Annotated in this window: 10 protein-coding genes; 1 reads left to right on the top strand and 9 read right to left on the bottom strand. The window is 34.9% G+C overall.

Features of this window, described 5'->3' with window-relative positions:
* The 3 genes from ACFS3A_RS25140 to ACFS3A_RS25130 form a co-directional block, all read right to left on the bottom strand.
* A partial coding sequence (locus ACFS3A_RS25140; protein ID WP_379828307.1) for an amino acid adenylation domain-containing protein occupies positions 1 to 5,728 on the bottom strand: 5,728 nt, incomplete at its 3' end.
* A gap of 17 nt (positions 5,729 to 5,745) precedes the next feature.
* On the bottom strand, positions 5,746 to 7,143 hold the full coding sequence (locus ACFS3A_RS25135) for an aspartate aminotransferase family protein (protein ID WP_379828306.1): 1,398 nt from the start codon (positions 7,141 to 7,143) through the stop codon (positions 5,746 to 5,748).
* A 164-nt stretch (positions 7,144 to 7,307) separates the two neighbouring features.
* Positions 7,308 to 8,972: a cyclic peptide export ABC transporter gene (locus ACFS3A_RS25130; protein WP_379828305.1), complete on the bottom strand. Its 1,665-nt coding sequence runs from the start codon at positions 8,970 to 8,972 to the stop codon at positions 7,308 to 7,310.
* Between the two features lie 298 nt (positions 8,973 to 9,270).
* Here ACFS3A_RS25130 and ACFS3A_RS25125 point away from each other — a divergent pair, with 298 nt between their 5' ends.
* The gene (locus ACFS3A_RS25125) at positions 9,271 to 9,927 is read left to right on the top strand and encodes a 4'-phosphopantetheinyl transferase family protein (protein WP_379828304.1); all 657 of its coding nucleotides are present in this window, start codon (positions 9,271 to 9,273) and stop codon (positions 9,925 to 9,927) included.
* A 124-nt stretch (positions 9,928 to 10,051) separates the two neighbouring features.
* On the opposite strand, the gene ACFS3A_RS25120 is transcribed toward ACFS3A_RS25125, so the two are convergent.
* The 6 genes from ACFS3A_RS25120 to ACFS3A_RS25095 all read right to left on the bottom strand — a co-directional run bounded on the left by ACFS3A_RS25120 (position 10,052) and on the right by ACFS3A_RS25095 (position 15,898).
* Positions 10,052 to 10,801 (bottom strand): thioesterase II family protein, encoded by a 750-nt coding sequence (locus ACFS3A_RS25120; RefSeq protein ID WP_379828303.1) that lies wholly within the window; start codon positions 10,799 to 10,801, stop codon positions 10,052 to 10,054.
* A 387-nt stretch (positions 10,802 to 11,188) separates the two neighbouring features.
* The gene (locus ACFS3A_RS25115; protein WP_379828302.1) at positions 11,189 to 11,428 is read right to left on the bottom strand and encodes an IS3 family transposase; all 240 of its coding nucleotides are present in this window, start codon (positions 11,426 to 11,428) and stop codon (positions 11,189 to 11,191) included.
* 320 nt (positions 11,429 to 11,748) lie between these two features.
* Positions 11,749 to 12,924: a FecR family protein gene (locus ACFS3A_RS25110; RefSeq protein ID WP_379828301.1), complete on the bottom strand. Its 1,176-nt coding sequence runs from the start codon at positions 12,922 to 12,924 to the stop codon at positions 11,749 to 11,751.
* 5 nt (positions 12,925 to 12,929) lie between these two features.
* Positions 12,930 to 13,487 (bottom strand): RNA polymerase sigma factor, encoded by a 558-nt coding sequence (locus tag ACFS3A_RS25105; RefSeq protein WP_379828300.1) that lies wholly within the window; start codon positions 13,485 to 13,487, stop codon positions 12,930 to 12,932.
* Between the two features lie 132 nt (positions 13,488 to 13,619).
* Positions 13,620 to 15,101, bottom strand: a complete 1,482-nt coding sequence (locus ACFS3A_RS25100) for a PKD-like family lipoprotein (RefSeq protein ID WP_379828299.1) — start codon at positions 15,099 to 15,101, stop codon at positions 13,620 to 13,622.
* 17 nt (positions 15,102 to 15,118) lie between these two features.
* Positions 15,119 to 15,898: a DUF4843 domain-containing protein gene (locus ACFS3A_RS25095; protein ID WP_379828298.1), complete on the bottom strand. Its 780-nt coding sequence runs from the start codon at positions 15,896 to 15,898 to the stop codon at positions 15,119 to 15,121.
* Between the last annotated feature and the right edge of the window lie 12 nt (positions 15,899 to 15,910).

Below are 15,910 nucleotides of genomic sequence, written 5' to 3'. Positions count from 1 at the left end.
TGCCTATAAAATCAATACTGCCATCCTCAAGCCAGCGGACAAGATCTCCTGTCTTGTAGATGATGTCTCCTTCCACAAATGGATTGCATACAAACTTCTCTTTTGTCAGTTCATCTTGATTAAGATATCCTCTTGCCACTCCTGATCCTCCAACACATAATTCGCCAATCAAGCCTATTGGTACTAATTTCATTTGGGAATCTAAAATATATGCCTTACTATTTTTAATAGGTTTACCAATAGGAAGGTTTTCTGTAGTTATTGAATCAATACTATATGTTGTAGAAAAAGTCGTATTTTCCGTTGGACCGTAACCATTGATGATACAAAGCTCCGGATAAAGCTCTTTCAATTTATTGGTATAATTAAAAAGAACTATATCACCTCCAACTAACAAATATTTTAGTGATTTAAAAAGAGTTATATCATCAACTGCCATTTGATGAAACCAAGAAGCTGTCAGCCATAATGTGGAGATTTTCCGATCTATAATGACTTTTTTAAGTCTAGTTGAATCTAAAAGAGTCTCTCTATTTGTCAACACTAACCGTCCTCCATTCAATAAGGTACCCCAGAATTCCAAAGTGGTTGCGTCAAAAGATACAGAACCCGTCGATAACCAAACAGTTTCAGAATCTAAAACTATATAATCACAGCTTTTCGATAAACTAACCACATTTTCATGCTTAATCATCACTCCTTTTGGCCTACCTGTACTTCCTGAAGTGTACATTACATAAGCCAAATTACCCGGTATTGACAACGCAAGAATATTTTTTTCGGCATGCTTTGCAACTATATACCATTCATTGTCTAATAATAAAATTTTAATATTTTCATGTTGTCTTATTATTTTTTGACTCTTTTTACTGCTCAGTACTACTTTTACTCTTGCATCATTAAGCATATAATCAATACGTTCCAACGGATATTCAGGATCTATGGGAAGATAAGCACCACCAGATTTTAAAATACCCAAAATACCTACGATCATTTCAATACTACGTTCAAGACAAATACCAATGAGATCCTCGGGCTGAACACCCTGCTCTCTCAGATATAGACCTAGTTGATTGGAGCGTTTGTCTAGCTCGATGTAGGATATTTCTTCTTCCTCGAAAACAACCGCAACAGCATCAGGTGTTGTTTTTACCTGTTGCTCAAATAAGTCTACAATTGTTTTATCCAAAGGATAATCCTGTGCCGTATCATTGAAAGCAAACAATAAATGTTTTTCTTCTTCAAAAGTCAGCATTGATAAGCTGCTTAGAGGCTTTGTAATATTATCGGTAAGATTAGCCAAAAGTTGTTGATAATATGCCAGCATACGCTCAATTGTTCTCTTATCGAACAAGGCCGTACTATAGTTTATATCCAATGAAATACTCGAATCGTTCTCTGAGATATTCAACATTAAATCAAATTGAGAGGTCACTGTTTCAAAATCGTAATTTGAAACAGACATATCCTTTAACTGTATTTCTTTTGATGCTGCAGGGGTATTTTGTAATACAAACATCACTTGGAACAAAGGACTCATACTTCTATCACGGTTAATTACGACTCGATCAACAACCCTCTCGAAAGGAGCCAACTGATGATCATAACCACCAAGGGTTGTTTCTTTTACACGCAATAAGAGTTCCCTGAAATTCGGGTCGCCACTTAGATCAGTACGAAGCGCCAGTGTATTGACAAAAAAACCAATTATGCCTTCCAGATCCGATTGTACACGATTTGCTATTGGAGTACCCACACAGATATCATCCTGTCCACTATATCGAGACAACAATACTTTAAATGCAGATAACATCAGCATAAAAAGTGTGACCTCTTCCTGTTTACATAAAGACTCTAACGAAGAACAAAGTGCCTTATCTAATACAATGGAAACAGTCGCCCCTGCTTTACTTTGCTTAGAAGGTCGGGGATAATCTGTAGGCAATAACAAATTATTCACCCCTTCTAACTTTTCCTCCCAATAGGACAACTGTTCTTCTAAAACAGCTCCTTCCAAATACTTACGTTGCCAAATGGCATAATCGGCATATTGAAGAGGTAATTCCGGTAAAACAGCCTCACGTCCTTCGATTAGGGAATCATACAATTCTAGGAATTCATTACTCAATATACCACCTGACCAACCATCACTGGCAATATGATGAAAAACAAAAGCCAAGGCATAGTGATCATTGGCCAAAGCATACAGGCATGCCCGCATCTTATAATCCTTTGACAAATCAAAGGGTGCAATTAAGTAACTCTGAAGATTTTTTTGCAATAAAGATTCATCTTCAATCTTTATCTGATCTAGTGACCAAGCTTCTGCACCTATTATTTGCTGATATCCTACTCCCTCTTCCGATAAAAGAATGGTGCGCAATGCCTCATGTCGAGAAATAATTCTTCCCAAAGTTTGTTCCAATATTGAAATATCCAAAGAACCTTCAAGTCGCAGCACAACGGAAATATGATAATCTGTACTCCCCTGAAGCTGGTCCAAGAACCATAATCTCTCCTGACTGAAAGACAACGGAATTCGAAATGGACGATCTTGTATAGCAACGGCAGGTAATATAATATTTTTTGATTGAATTATTAGATGTGATCCTAAAGCAGCTATTGTTGGATTTTCGAATATATCACGAATAGATACTTCTATTTTTAATTCTTTACGTATTACAGAAACCAATCTCGTAGCCAGTAAGCTATGCCCCCCCAATTCAAAAAAATTATCAAGCACGCCAATATATTCTGTTTGTAATAGATCCTTCCAGATAGCAACAAGCTGCCTTTGTAATCCACTACTTGGTGGAGCATAATGTTGTGTCGATAAATCCGAATTACTCGGTTCAGGTAAGGATTTTTTGTCTATTTTTCCATTACTTGTTAACGGCATTGTTTCCAATTCCACCCAAATCACAGGAACCATATATTCAGGAAGAGTTGATTTCAGGAATGTCTGTAAAAGCTCTTTATCTAAATTCTCTTCTATCACCACATAACCTACAAGGCGCTTAAACCCCAATTTATCTTGTTTTGCCAAAACAGTGCATTGTTTAACTCCGGGCAATAAAGAAAGTGCATTTTCTATCTCTCCAAGCTCTATTCTGTAGCCTCGAATTTTGACCTGATCATCTTTCCTGCCAATATATTCCATATTGCCATCTGGCAACCAACGTGCCAGATCTCCAGTTTTATAAATGCGTTCTCCTTTTGCAAAGGGATTGTCGACAAATTTTTCTTTAGTCAACTCTTCATTATTTAAATAACCTTTGGCTACCTGAACACCTCCGATACATAATTCCCCAACTACTCCTATAGGTAATAATTCACCCGTAGAGTTCAAAATGTAAAAACTATTATTCCATAAGGGTCTACCAATTGGTACATTAGCCAATCCGTAAAGACCAGCCACATTTTCTACTTCATAATAAGAGCTGTCTATAGTAGTTTCAGTCGTACCGTAACTATTAATGATTCTCATAGAATGACCAAATCGGGTATAAATCCTTTTAAAGTCATTTATACTGAGAACATCAGAACCTAAAATTAATATTTTGATCCATTCAAAATCCAAACTCATTTCATCGATGTAATCCATCAACGGAACAAGTAATCCTGGTGTGCCCTCTAGTATGTTAACCCTATTTTCTGATATTATGTCGTACAACCGACTAGAATCAAGTCTAATTTCAGAAGGACATACTATCAACCTGCCACCAAACAAAAGCCCCCTGCATAAATCTCCTGAAAATACATCAAAGGAGAAACTGGCCATCTGCAATAAACAAGTATCACTATTCAGATTATAACATGATTCCCAACTTAAGGCGACGTTCAACAAACTTGTATGCCTCACCACAACTCCTTTAGGTTTTCCAGTAGAACCTGAAGTGTAAATGGAATATGCAATTTGTTGAGGATTTATAACAAAGCCAGTACTTGTAGTTGGCTGCTTGTTTATTATTTCCTTGCACGAATCCATTGCAATTGCTTTAATTTCCAACTTATATTCAACAAGGGCTTTGTAAGCCTCGTTAGTGATAAAAAATGATATTTTACTATCCTCTATAATATATTCTATTCGATCCAAAGGATAATCAGGATCTATGGGAACATAAGCTCCTCCCGATTTCCAGACTCCCAAAACAGCAATAAACATCTCTATGCTGCGATCCAAACATATACCTACTAAATTTTGGGTTTGAAGCCCTCTACTTTGCAGATATCCTGCAAGTTGGTTTGAACGAATGTCGAGTTCCTTATAACTAATTTTTTCGCCTTGAAAAATTATGGCTACTGCGTTGGGAGTTCTGGCTACCTGATCTGCAAATAAATCCAAGACTGTCTTATCAAGAGGATAATTTACTTTTGTATTATTAAAAACCTCTATTAATTGACAGGATTCTGATTCACCAAGAATTGATATATCTATTAATGGTTTATCCAGGTTAAATTCAAACTGTCTTAAAATAAAAAGCAACCTTTCAACAAGTATTTCAACTTCCTCATGATCAAAGTATTCTTTTAAATAATCTACATTTAACTCCAATGGGGAGTCCTCACCATATTCACACCATTGGATTGCCAATGGAAATGGTAAATCTGCAGTACTCCCTAAATGTTTAATGGAAACGTGAAGCTCCTCGTTAAGCGATTTTGCAAAGGGAAGAAGTTCGTAATTTACAACTATATCGAAAATTTGCTGTCGATTTTCCGACAACAAATTAAGTGCTCTGTTTAAATGCGAAACCGGATATAATCGATGTCTCAAATCGCTGCGTTGCGTCATCCTAATATCCGAAATTAAATCGAACAAAATCTGATCTGCTGAATATTCTCCCTTATAAGAAAGCATACCTGAAAAAGTACCTACAGTATTTCTCTCTTCTTTGTTTCCTCTATTATGAATAGGAATTCCTAAACTAAAAATTTTATGCTCTGTTGTTTTTCCAAAATACAAAAGCAAAGCTGCAATAGTAAATTGAGGTAAACTTGCATTTGTTTGTTTTGTCAATCGCTCAAACAATGCGCTATCTGATTCGGAAATATTAACTGAAAATCTGCCTCCACCTTTTTCTTTCTTCTTTTTTTGATATTCTACCAACGGCTCAGGTATACAATTATATTTATCCTTCCAATAGCTTGCATCTTTGTGATATTGTTCAGACTCCAAATACTTGGTGCTTGTCTGTATCGCATTCGAATATAGAGGATATGAAACTTTCAATTCTTCACTACCTCTTGTTAGGGCATCATACTGATTTGTAACATAATTTACTTTTATCGCGACACTAAATCCATCCGCTATAATATGATGAAGACAAAAAAACCACCAATGCTCATTTTCTCCAATTTTAATAATCGCGTAATTATATAATTTTTCCTGCTTTAGGTCAAAAACAGTATTAAATTGATTTTGCATCCATTCCAATGCTTTCTTCTTGGGCTCTACATCAGATGAAAAATCCAAATCCTCAACAAGAATCTTTTCCGGTAATTCAGACAAATAATACCGTGGCTCATCTTCCTGAAAATCAAATCTAATATTGAACGAATCAAAAACTTTCGATAAACCATTGATAACAGACTTAAACGTAGGAACATCAAATGCTCCTTTATAAATAGCGTAACCTCCAATATTATATAATGGACTTTCAGGGCTTACTAATTGCCCATAATAGAATTCCTGTTGCGCTGCATGCAACTTAGACTTTATAATCATCCCGATGTGTATCTATTTTAAACCAGATTTTTTACAGTGAATTCTTTTGAACAGACATCAATAGAAACTTTCATAATTGCTATTGCTTCATCAATGATGTCCTTAGTAGTGATTAATGGTGGAACAAGTCGTAATACATTATTGTAATGGCCTCCAACCTCGAACAATAATCCCCGCTTAAAACATTCTGTCCTAAAAGACTTAAGATATTCCGGAAAAGGAACTTTAGTATTCCTATCCTTTACAAATTCTATCCCTATCATCAAACCTCTGCCACGAACTTCGCCAATAAATGGATTATCCGAAGCCAACATGTTAAGTTTGTCCATTAAATAAAATCCTATATTTTTTGTATACTCCTCAATGTTATGCTCTTCAATAAAATCAAATGCTCCTCTAGCTGCAGCAATACTTACTTGGTTTGCTCTAAAAGTACCAATGTGCTCAGCAGTCTCCCATGCCTCGACATCTCTTCTATAAATTAATCCTGAAATAGGAAAGCCTATACCTCCAAAGCCCTTTGAAAATGTAATAATATCAGGTATTGCTTTCGAATTCATAAATTCCAAAAAGGTTCCTGTTCTATAAAAACCACTCTGTATCTCATCAAAGATTACAAGTACCCCATGCTTATTAGCAATTTTAACAATGCGCTCTAAAAAACCATTTTTAGGAACGATATTTCCTCCTTCACCTTGTATCGGCTCAAGTATAATTGCAGCAGGAAGTGTAATACCTGAATGTCCAGTTTCCAGTATCCATTCAAAATGTTTCACGCAATCATAATCACAGTTATTTTCATTTTTGTTGAAAGGACAACGATAGCAATAACTGTAAGGCACGAAATGAACATTAGGAATGAGTGAAGTTATTTTTTTTCGAAAAAAGGTATCAGATGTAACAGCAAGAGCGCCCGAGGTCATACCATGGTATCCTCCTGAAAAAGCAATAATACCATCTCGACCCGTTTTTATTTTAGCCAGCTTTATAGCCGCTTCTACAGCATCGGAGCCAGTAGGTCCTCCAAAACTAACTTTATAGTCATCTCTTATTTCCTTTGGTAGATTATTTAATATCTTTTGAATTAGTAAAATTTTATTTTCGGTAGGAAAATCCAAAGCGTGGACTAATTCTTCCTGTTGCTCTCTAACATAATCTAATACAAATTCATTGCTATGTCCCACATTTAAGACTCCACAACCTCCAAAAAAATCAATAAACTGATTTCCATCTACATCTTCAATAATGCTACCTTTGGCACGTTTCAAAGCAATAGGCATTTTTTTAGGATAGGACACCACACTACCCTCGATATTATTTTGCAGGTCTAAAAGGATTTTTGATTTTTCTCCAGGTAATGAAGGCGAAATAATTTTTGCTCCTTCTGACAAATGATAATTTTTGAGTGCTTCCATAGGTAAACTAAATATATTTAATTATTTCAAAATTTAAGATGAGATTGCAAAATTGAATCTGCCACTTTAGTAACAGAAACTGATTCACATAAAAACGATTAGGTATGGGCTAATTTCTTTAAATGAAATTACTATAGCAGTTACGTTGACGATGCCTTATTACATTAGAAAGACAGACTAAAGTCTGTTACTTCGTCTACTATCTTTCCATAGTTAAATTTCAACAATCGATCACAAAACCTGTAGTAAGCATCGTCATGGGTTATTGCAATTATTGTTTTTCCCTTCTTTTTTAAGTCGGGGATTATATTTTCATAAAAATACTTTCGAAAGGCAGGATCTTGTTCGGCAGCCCATTCATCAAAAATAAAAATATCATTATCTTCCAATACAGAATACACCAAAGCCAGTCTTTTCTGCTGGCCACTAGATAAATTCTGATATATCCTATTATGGGTGATATCCTGTCTGATAACCCCATCAAGTTCCATTTTCTTCAAAAGTTCAGCCAATTGAGCATTAGAAGGAAGCAGGTTAAAACTATCGTAATTCTCTGTAAAAAGATAATTATCCGAAAAAATACATGAAATCTTATCTCTATAATCGGACCTGTTTTCATCAGTAATCAATAAATCATTATAGAATATTTCACCAGATCTAGGCACAAATAAACCAGACAATAAGTTGATAAAAGTACTTTTCCCGCTACCGTTTCCTCCAGAAATAAAAATAATCTCTCCTTTTCTAATTTTTAGATTGACTGGCTTAAGCTCGAAAGAAACCGATCCTTTTTCAGTAAGATGATAATAACCTAATTCTTTAATATTCAGTTCCTCAAACGCTAACAGATTATTACTGGCTGATTTTGAAAACTGGTCAGATTCATTCATATTATCGTGAACCATAACATTAAATTCATTGATTCTCGCAAAAGCAATCTTGTAACGTATGATGCTCTTCATAAGATTGATAAAAATGTTTATCGGTCCAATTAAAAACAATAAAGTGACCATAAAACCTGACATAACTGCCTTATCGATAACAAATAACATTGGCATAACAAAAAGTGTTGCGCCGATTACTACATAGAACGAATATTCTCCTATTAAATCATTACCCAGAGCCGCCGATTCTGATTTAATGCTTAGTTTTACTGCCTGATCACGATTTTTAACAATATAATTAAAGAATATTGAATCGCTTCTTTTGCTGCTCATTTTAATTTTATTAAAACCATGCAGAAAATCATTGTAATTTTGCATAAATCCATCATCAAGATCTCTTTCTGCATCCATATTCTTTTCAATATGTTCATTTCTGTAAACATATATAAAACCTAAGACGACCATAATAATCAATATCGAAATCGCTCCCTTTGGGTAAAGCCAGAACATATATCCAACACCTGCCACCATCATGATGATAGCATTAAAAAAGATTACAAGTACTTCTGGAAGTGTCTCCAGGGTACCTACATCGTTCATAGCAGTCCTTACTCTTGCTTCTCCAATTCTTAGATAGGATTCGTAATTTGACAATCTAAGTTTGTTGATTAGCTGAAGAGTCAATTCCTTACCAAAACTCAATGTCACCTTAATCATGTAGCTTTTAAAAAAGTATGTCAATAAAAAGGACGTCAAAAGGAAAAAGAGAAAGACCAACCAATCCCGATCGTTGAAATATGGCAAAGGCGTCCCCGCAACCTTATTACTAACAATCATCAGTAAACTACTACTCCACAAACCATTAATCAAAGCAAATAATATCACCAACGGAATTGCTAGAGTGAATTTTAATTTTAATACTTTCAGTAAAGTTATTTTTTCCAAGTTTTTATGATTTTAATGTCTAATTTTTGAGCGCTGACGAATGTAAGATAATCTCTATTTTTTTCCTTACGGGAAACCGTATTGAAAAAAAATAAATGTACCGTATCTATATTTGAGCTCCCTAGAAAACCAACTTTAATAGATTATTAACATAAAAATATTTATTAAATAACAATCCTAATCCTACAATATTACTTTTTAACATAAACTTACCGTGAATTCACTTATATTTTTTCCTATTGCGCATCGATTAAAATAAGCCTAATTTTATTTAATTTTAAAACTCAAAAAATTCCTATTGATACACATTTTTTACACTAGATTTAATACCCAAATTCCAAGTGAAGTTTGGAATAGTTTTTATAAACATTTGCCATTAGAAATAATAGAAAGAGCAAAAAAATACAGAAAATGGGAAGATCACCATGCATTTTTACTTGGCAGGCTCCTCTTGATAGAAGCATTTGGCAAAATAGGACTAGAAAAAAAAACAATATCAGATATAAGGTATAATAAATTTGGCAGACCATTCCTGGATGATAGCATAGATTTCAACATATCACATTCAGGAAAATTTGTAGTATGTGCTATTGGAAAAGGTATTAAACTGGGAATTGATATAGAGACAATTGTTGACGTAGATTTCTCAGATTTCAAAGACGTCATGACTTTTGAGCAATGGAAAGTCATTCTGGAATCCGATAATCCAAAAAAAACATTTTTTAAAATGTGGACAATAAAAGAAAGTGTAATAAAGGCAGAAGCAAAAGGAATGTCTATCCCATTGTTAAATATTACAATTAAAAAAAATGAGGCAGGATATGACAATCAAATTTGGCATTTAAAAGAATTTAATCTTGATGAGGGTATTTGTTTATGTCTTGCAAGCAACATCATCGCCACTGATCTTCAATTTTATGAAATAGATTATTATTCACAGCTTAAAGATGAGTGACAAAACAGTTAGATACCTTAAACCAATATTTACATTATAATCTCCAGAAGAATCTACGCTTTATAGATCTTTCACCTGTACCTGCATTTACCCCTCTATATAAGACAGATCGATAAACTAAATCTTACCGATCCTGGGAATGGATCACATAGCCAACTGCAATTTGAGATATTCTTTGGGCAATTGTTTCGGCGTGTTGAAAAATAAAAAAGTGATCTCCTTCCAGCAATTCAAATGTACAATCTGATGATGTTTCATTTTTCCAGGCCTTCATATCTGTTAAACTTGTTTTCTCCTGCCCCTCTCCAATTTCCTCCTTACCCATGCAAATGTACATAGGAAAGGTAAACGGTTCTTCCATCATTGTATAATTATAATCTTCAATAGCCTGAAAATCTGATTTCATTATAGGATAAAACAAATCTAAAAGTTCTCTGCATTCCAAAATTTCTTTAGGCAATCCTCCAATTTTCTCAACTTCCTTCCAAAAATCATCTGTCGGCAATATCGACTTTTTACTGGTGAACCTACTGAAACCAGGCCCCCCCCTACCTGTAAAGAAAAGACATGTTGGTTGTTTTAAGCCGAGTTGAACTATTTTTTTTGATAGTTCGTAACCCAATAATGTCCCCATGCTGTGTCCGTAAATTACATAATCAGAATCTTTAATAAGTGGAATAATTTGATTCAGAAGATCATCTACTAATTCATCAACCTTCAGTAACAGCCCCTCTTTAAACCTATTGCCTCTTCCTGGAGACTCTATAGTAATCCAATTCAAGTTTTTAGGTATATATTTCTCTATTTTGTTAAAACTATACTTATTACCTCCAGCAAAAGGAAGAGCAATAATTTTATTCCTATTATCTTTCATAAATTAGAAACAGATTGGTGTGTATTAAGATGTTTTCTTACTTCCGTTATGCAAAAATATAGTAAACTTCATAAATTATAGCAAAGAATTTCAAGATTTAAATATTTTAACAATACTTTTAGAGCGAGTAAACTAGACTGAAGTTTCCTTCAATTTTGCCACATGAACCTAAGGCGGATTTTTAAAGATATTTTACAAGTCCACATTTTTATAAAATCAGGAGGCAAAGATTTTGTTCTGATCCCCTACTACTATAAGAAGGCTGATTTTTAATTGTTTTTGTTCTTAATAGGTTAGATTTTTTTGTAAATTGGTAAGTTTTAGAAAAGATCTCTGATCTATTAGTAACCTAAATTCTGAAATTGCAAGTAAAAAGTTGAGACTTTTTTAGGCTACTAATTTTTCATTTGGCCGGTGTAATAATTCCATTTCGTTTGGTGTTCTGTATCCAATAGAAGAATGTATTCTTTTTGGATGATAAAATCCTTCAATATATCTAAAAATTTCTATTTTGGCAGCCTCTCTGTTTTGAAATTTTCTATGATATACAAATTTGCTTTTGACTAAATATTCCGGAGGCAGTTTTTCAAAAGGCCACCAGTGGAGTTGCCTCCAAAAGTGCCACAAAAAGCTACAGAAAATTTACAGGTCATCCACCTTATATTTTAAAATATTACTAGGCAAAAATGCCCACTTATCTTAGTTGTCAGTTTTCATTCGCTTACGCAGTATAGAGATTGTCGATTTTTGAAACTCTGTCAACAATAATTGGTTGATGGTATGCTGTCTCTTCAAAATACTATCAATACTCATTTTTTTATTCAGACATATTGATGATGCCGTGAAAATCGTACATAGGAAGTGGAAGCGGCTCCATCTTCTTTTGATTCAAGATAAAAAAAGCTGAAACATAAAATTTCAGCTTTTTAATTTCAACATGATTCTCTTTATTTTAAAATAATGGTATTGTTTTTAATCGTGTAGTCAATTCCAAAATCATCCTTTAAGTATGCAAGCACCTTTGGAAGTGATTCATTTCCGAAATTGACATTCAGCCGGTCGTCCTTCAGCACATCACTATGATTTTCTATTTTGACGTTGAAATGGCGCTCCAGACTTTTCAGAATTGTTCCAAATGTGACGTTTCTGTAAATAAGCTCTCCGTTTATCCATGCAATATAATTAGCGACGAAGACTTCTTTAGTCTGAAGTGTCTTACTTCCATCAATAAAATATCCCATATCGCCTGGTTTGAGTATAACCAAATTGTTTTCCATGGACTGTAGCCTCACTGAACCTTCTTTGAGTACCACTTCCGCTTTTTTCTCTTCCGGATAGGTCCTGAAGTTAAATTGTGTTCCCAAAACTGTCACTTCTATTTTGGAACTATGTACAACAAAAGGCTGCTTTTTATTTTTGGCTACCTCAAAATAGGCCTCACCATCAACCTCTACCTCCCTGAGCGCTAAATTCTCGGAAAAATATTGAGGGAAACGCAGAGAAGTTCCCGCGTTCAAATAAACTTTCGTTCCATCCGAAAGCGTGACATTAAACTGTTTCCCATATGGTATCTTCAAGGTATTGTATTGAAGTTTATCAGCTTTACCGTTCTGTGAAAAGTAAGCTGCTGCTCCATTCTGTCTTCCAATTACCTCGCCATTTTTAGATGTAACATTTTTGTTTTCTTTCGTATTTAACTGCTGTACCTCTCCGCCGGGCAAAATAAGAGTGATTTCCTGTTTTGGTATTTTGAGGCTCTCCAGCGACTTGGTGCCTATAACATAAACCTTAATAAAATACCCCGAACACAATAGAACTGTTACAGCAGCCGCAGCGCTGTAAAAACTCAGATATCTTTTCTTTTTTGCTTTTGGCAATTCTTTATTTTCAAAAGGAATACTAAATTTTGATTTAGTGATTTCCCATGCCGTATCAGGATCAACAGTTTCGGAAGCCTTTAACTGCCTGTATATACGGTAGTTTTGAACGCTTTTCACGAATTGCTTTTCGAAGATCGGGTCAGCAGCCAGATGCACCTCCAGCTGCTTTAATTCATCAGCTGTCATTGTACGATCAATGTACGATAACACTAATAAATTGAATTTTTTTTCTTCTTGATTCATCGGAATTACTTTATCATTAAAAATAAAATGATGTCTTCTATAGAACTTCTTAACTGCTTTAGTGCCCTCGCATAATGGGTCTTTACTGTATTTATACTTATATTCATACTTTCTGCGATGTCTTTATAGGATCGTTCTTCAAAAACGATTGCCGTAAAAACGGCTCTGCCCTTCAGCGGCAAACTGTCTAATTCTTCATAAAGCTTTTTCTTATATTTTTCTACCTTTTTTTCCTCCAGATAATCTTCCTCATAAAGATTTTTTATATTTTCTTCGACTTGCTCGAGTAATACCATTCTACTTCGCTGCGCTATTTTAAATGCGTTATTCTTAACTGAACGGTACAGATAAGGACCTATGGGCGCCTTTAAAGCCAAATGGAGTTTTTTGTCCCACATGACGACAAATAATTCCTGCACTATATCTTCCGCCTGACTCAGAGAATCGCAATAATTCATAGCATAAGAAACAAGAGGACGATAGTAAAAGTCAAACAACTCCTTATATCCCTCGCGCTCATTTTCCTTTAATTTTAAAAGAATTGATACATCATTTGATCTCATACGCTAATCCTGGCTTTAACTGTTAGGTGATAAAAACTCTTGAACAGAGCAACCATACTAATAAAATTAGTATGGTTGCAAATTTATTTTTTTTTATCATTTTATGACAGTGTACCAAAATTTTTCACATCATTATCTGTTTCGGTAATTTAAGCTAGTAATTTCACCAAATCCGCTGAAATGGGCAGAATATGTTGAATTGCTGATATATCCGGTTCCTGTTAGATCAAAGTAAAAAACTTCGCCGGCTCCCCCTTTATTGACAGCTACCGCAATTCTTTTATTATGCATTTCGGCTGTCGGGCTGATTGAAAAATAAAGGTATGGATTTTTATATACCTTCACGTCAGATATTGTACTTGCTGCATCAAATTCATAAATCTGTTCAGCCGTATTGGCTGCAAAATCATATCGGTATAATTTATTGTCAATTGCAAAATAAATTAAACTGGCACCGGATGAAAGCGCATCAAATCCTTTTACCCTGTCTAAACCACTAAGTGTTAATTGTTTATTACCACTTGGTACACTTGCAGCCAAAGAGTATATATGGTAGGTCCCTGCAGATTCTACTTTCATCAGAGCGTAATGGGTTGTTCCGACTCCGTGTGCTCCTGCCAGCATAGTCCCTTTGGCATCCGCCATATTAAAAAATGCATTTGTTGGAGTTGCTGCCGCGTAACTAATTGTGGTCGGATCGGCATAAGAATTATATACAAAACGTTTCGCTGTATTATCATAAAGATATGTTCTTCCCAGCCCGCTTCCGCTATTAATAGCAAATTGGAAGGGAAAAACGTTGCTATAAGTACTGGTAATAATCTTGGGAGAATAAAACCCATCAAAACCATAAAATAAACTTGTGGTATGGATTTTCCCATTATTTACAACGTTCATATTATAACCAAGTCCGCCGACAGTAACACTTACCCTTCCCTGAGAACTTATCGGTTCAGAATAAACTTGTGTGGCATCTCCTAATTCCGCAAATGTATCTGCGTCAAACAAATAGGCACCCTTATTTGTAAAGTAATAAATCTGCTGAAGACCTGACAGTTCATCAATCGGGGCGGCTGCGTCCATTGCTAAACCGTCGTAAGTCTTTCCGTTAATTTCTTCCATTGCATTTTCAATTACTGTGCCATCAACCCGAATGAATGATAATTTACCTTTTCCACTGCTGTTGTTCGCTACCAACCATCCTTCGTAAAATCCTGAATTGACACGTAAGGTATAACGCTGGCTTTGCAATACACCTGTTTTAGAATCTTTAATTGTCAGTACTAAGTAATAATCATTTACTTTTAATTCAATTGCGGTATCAAGATCTTTGCTTTTACTGATAGAGACCAACTCATCAGCAGCGGCTCCATTTCTCGGATATGCACTCCACTCATAACTGTACGTTCGCCCATCCTGGATAGATGCACTTACATTGGGGCTGATTTTCAATTTATCATACTGCACAACTTCAAAATCACTCTGTTCAGTTGTGACCATCAAATCATTCGTTTTCTCCAGATTGGTATTTATACTGTCATCTTCACAGCTGTATATAAAAGACAACAGGACTGTGCTTAAAACAACGGTGCCGTTCTTTATAAATTTTTTCATAATTTACTTTTTAACAATTAATTAAATTGCACTTTTTCATCATTTTCATCCAACAATGGGCCATTTGCAGTTTCATACTCACCAAGGGCGTTAATCAGTTTAATTCGGTAGTTAAGAGTCTGGTTATAGGACCAGTCAGCTGCACCGTTCATTAATTCACTTCCCAACGTCTTGAGCATAAACTGAAATTTAGTAATACTAAATGAGCCGTAGCCATAAATAACTAAAGAGGACCAGTAATCAGGCTCCGTTAATTTATTGTTGAAATTCACTGTATAATGATCTAAATTAATTGTTGTAGTACTAGTGGAGGTACTTCCGTTGATTACTGTGGTCGTTCCGATTTCTCTTCCTGTAGCTCCCACTTTTAGATCTTCAGTTGCGACAATCTTTAGCTTAATTTTGTAATCGGTTGTTTTCAAATCATCTGCATTCAACAGCACCAAAGGATAATTTACATATCCCTCTCCTGCTGGTAATACAATGTCAGGCAATTCATAGTGAATCCCGGCAGTAGCAGTAGTTCCCTGGTCGGCAACAACCTTGATAGTCCGGTCGCTGTCTCGCAATTTACCTACCAAACGCATTTTTATGAAAATCGTATCTCTTTCCAGTTCATCGGTATTGTATGCAAAAGAGTAACTTAAACTATCGGCTTCAGCTGTTCCTGCAATAAAAAAGGCAATGCCGTCATAATTATCATTATACTCTATAAGTTCTGCCTGATCACAGCTGGTAAAAACAATTGCAAATAACATCAGTACAACTGTCAGTCCTTTTCTTAATATTTTATCCATAAGTTATTCAGA

Origin of the sequence: Flavobacterium notoginsengisoli (assembly GCF_042686225.1) — a bacterium.
Lineage (GTDB): Bacteria > Bacteroidota > Bacteroidia > Flavobacteriales > Flavobacteriaceae > Flavobacterium > Flavobacterium notoginsengisoli.
The sequence above is the reverse complement of the archived record's forward strand: the minus strand, read 5'-3'. Positions and strand labels throughout refer to the sequence as shown.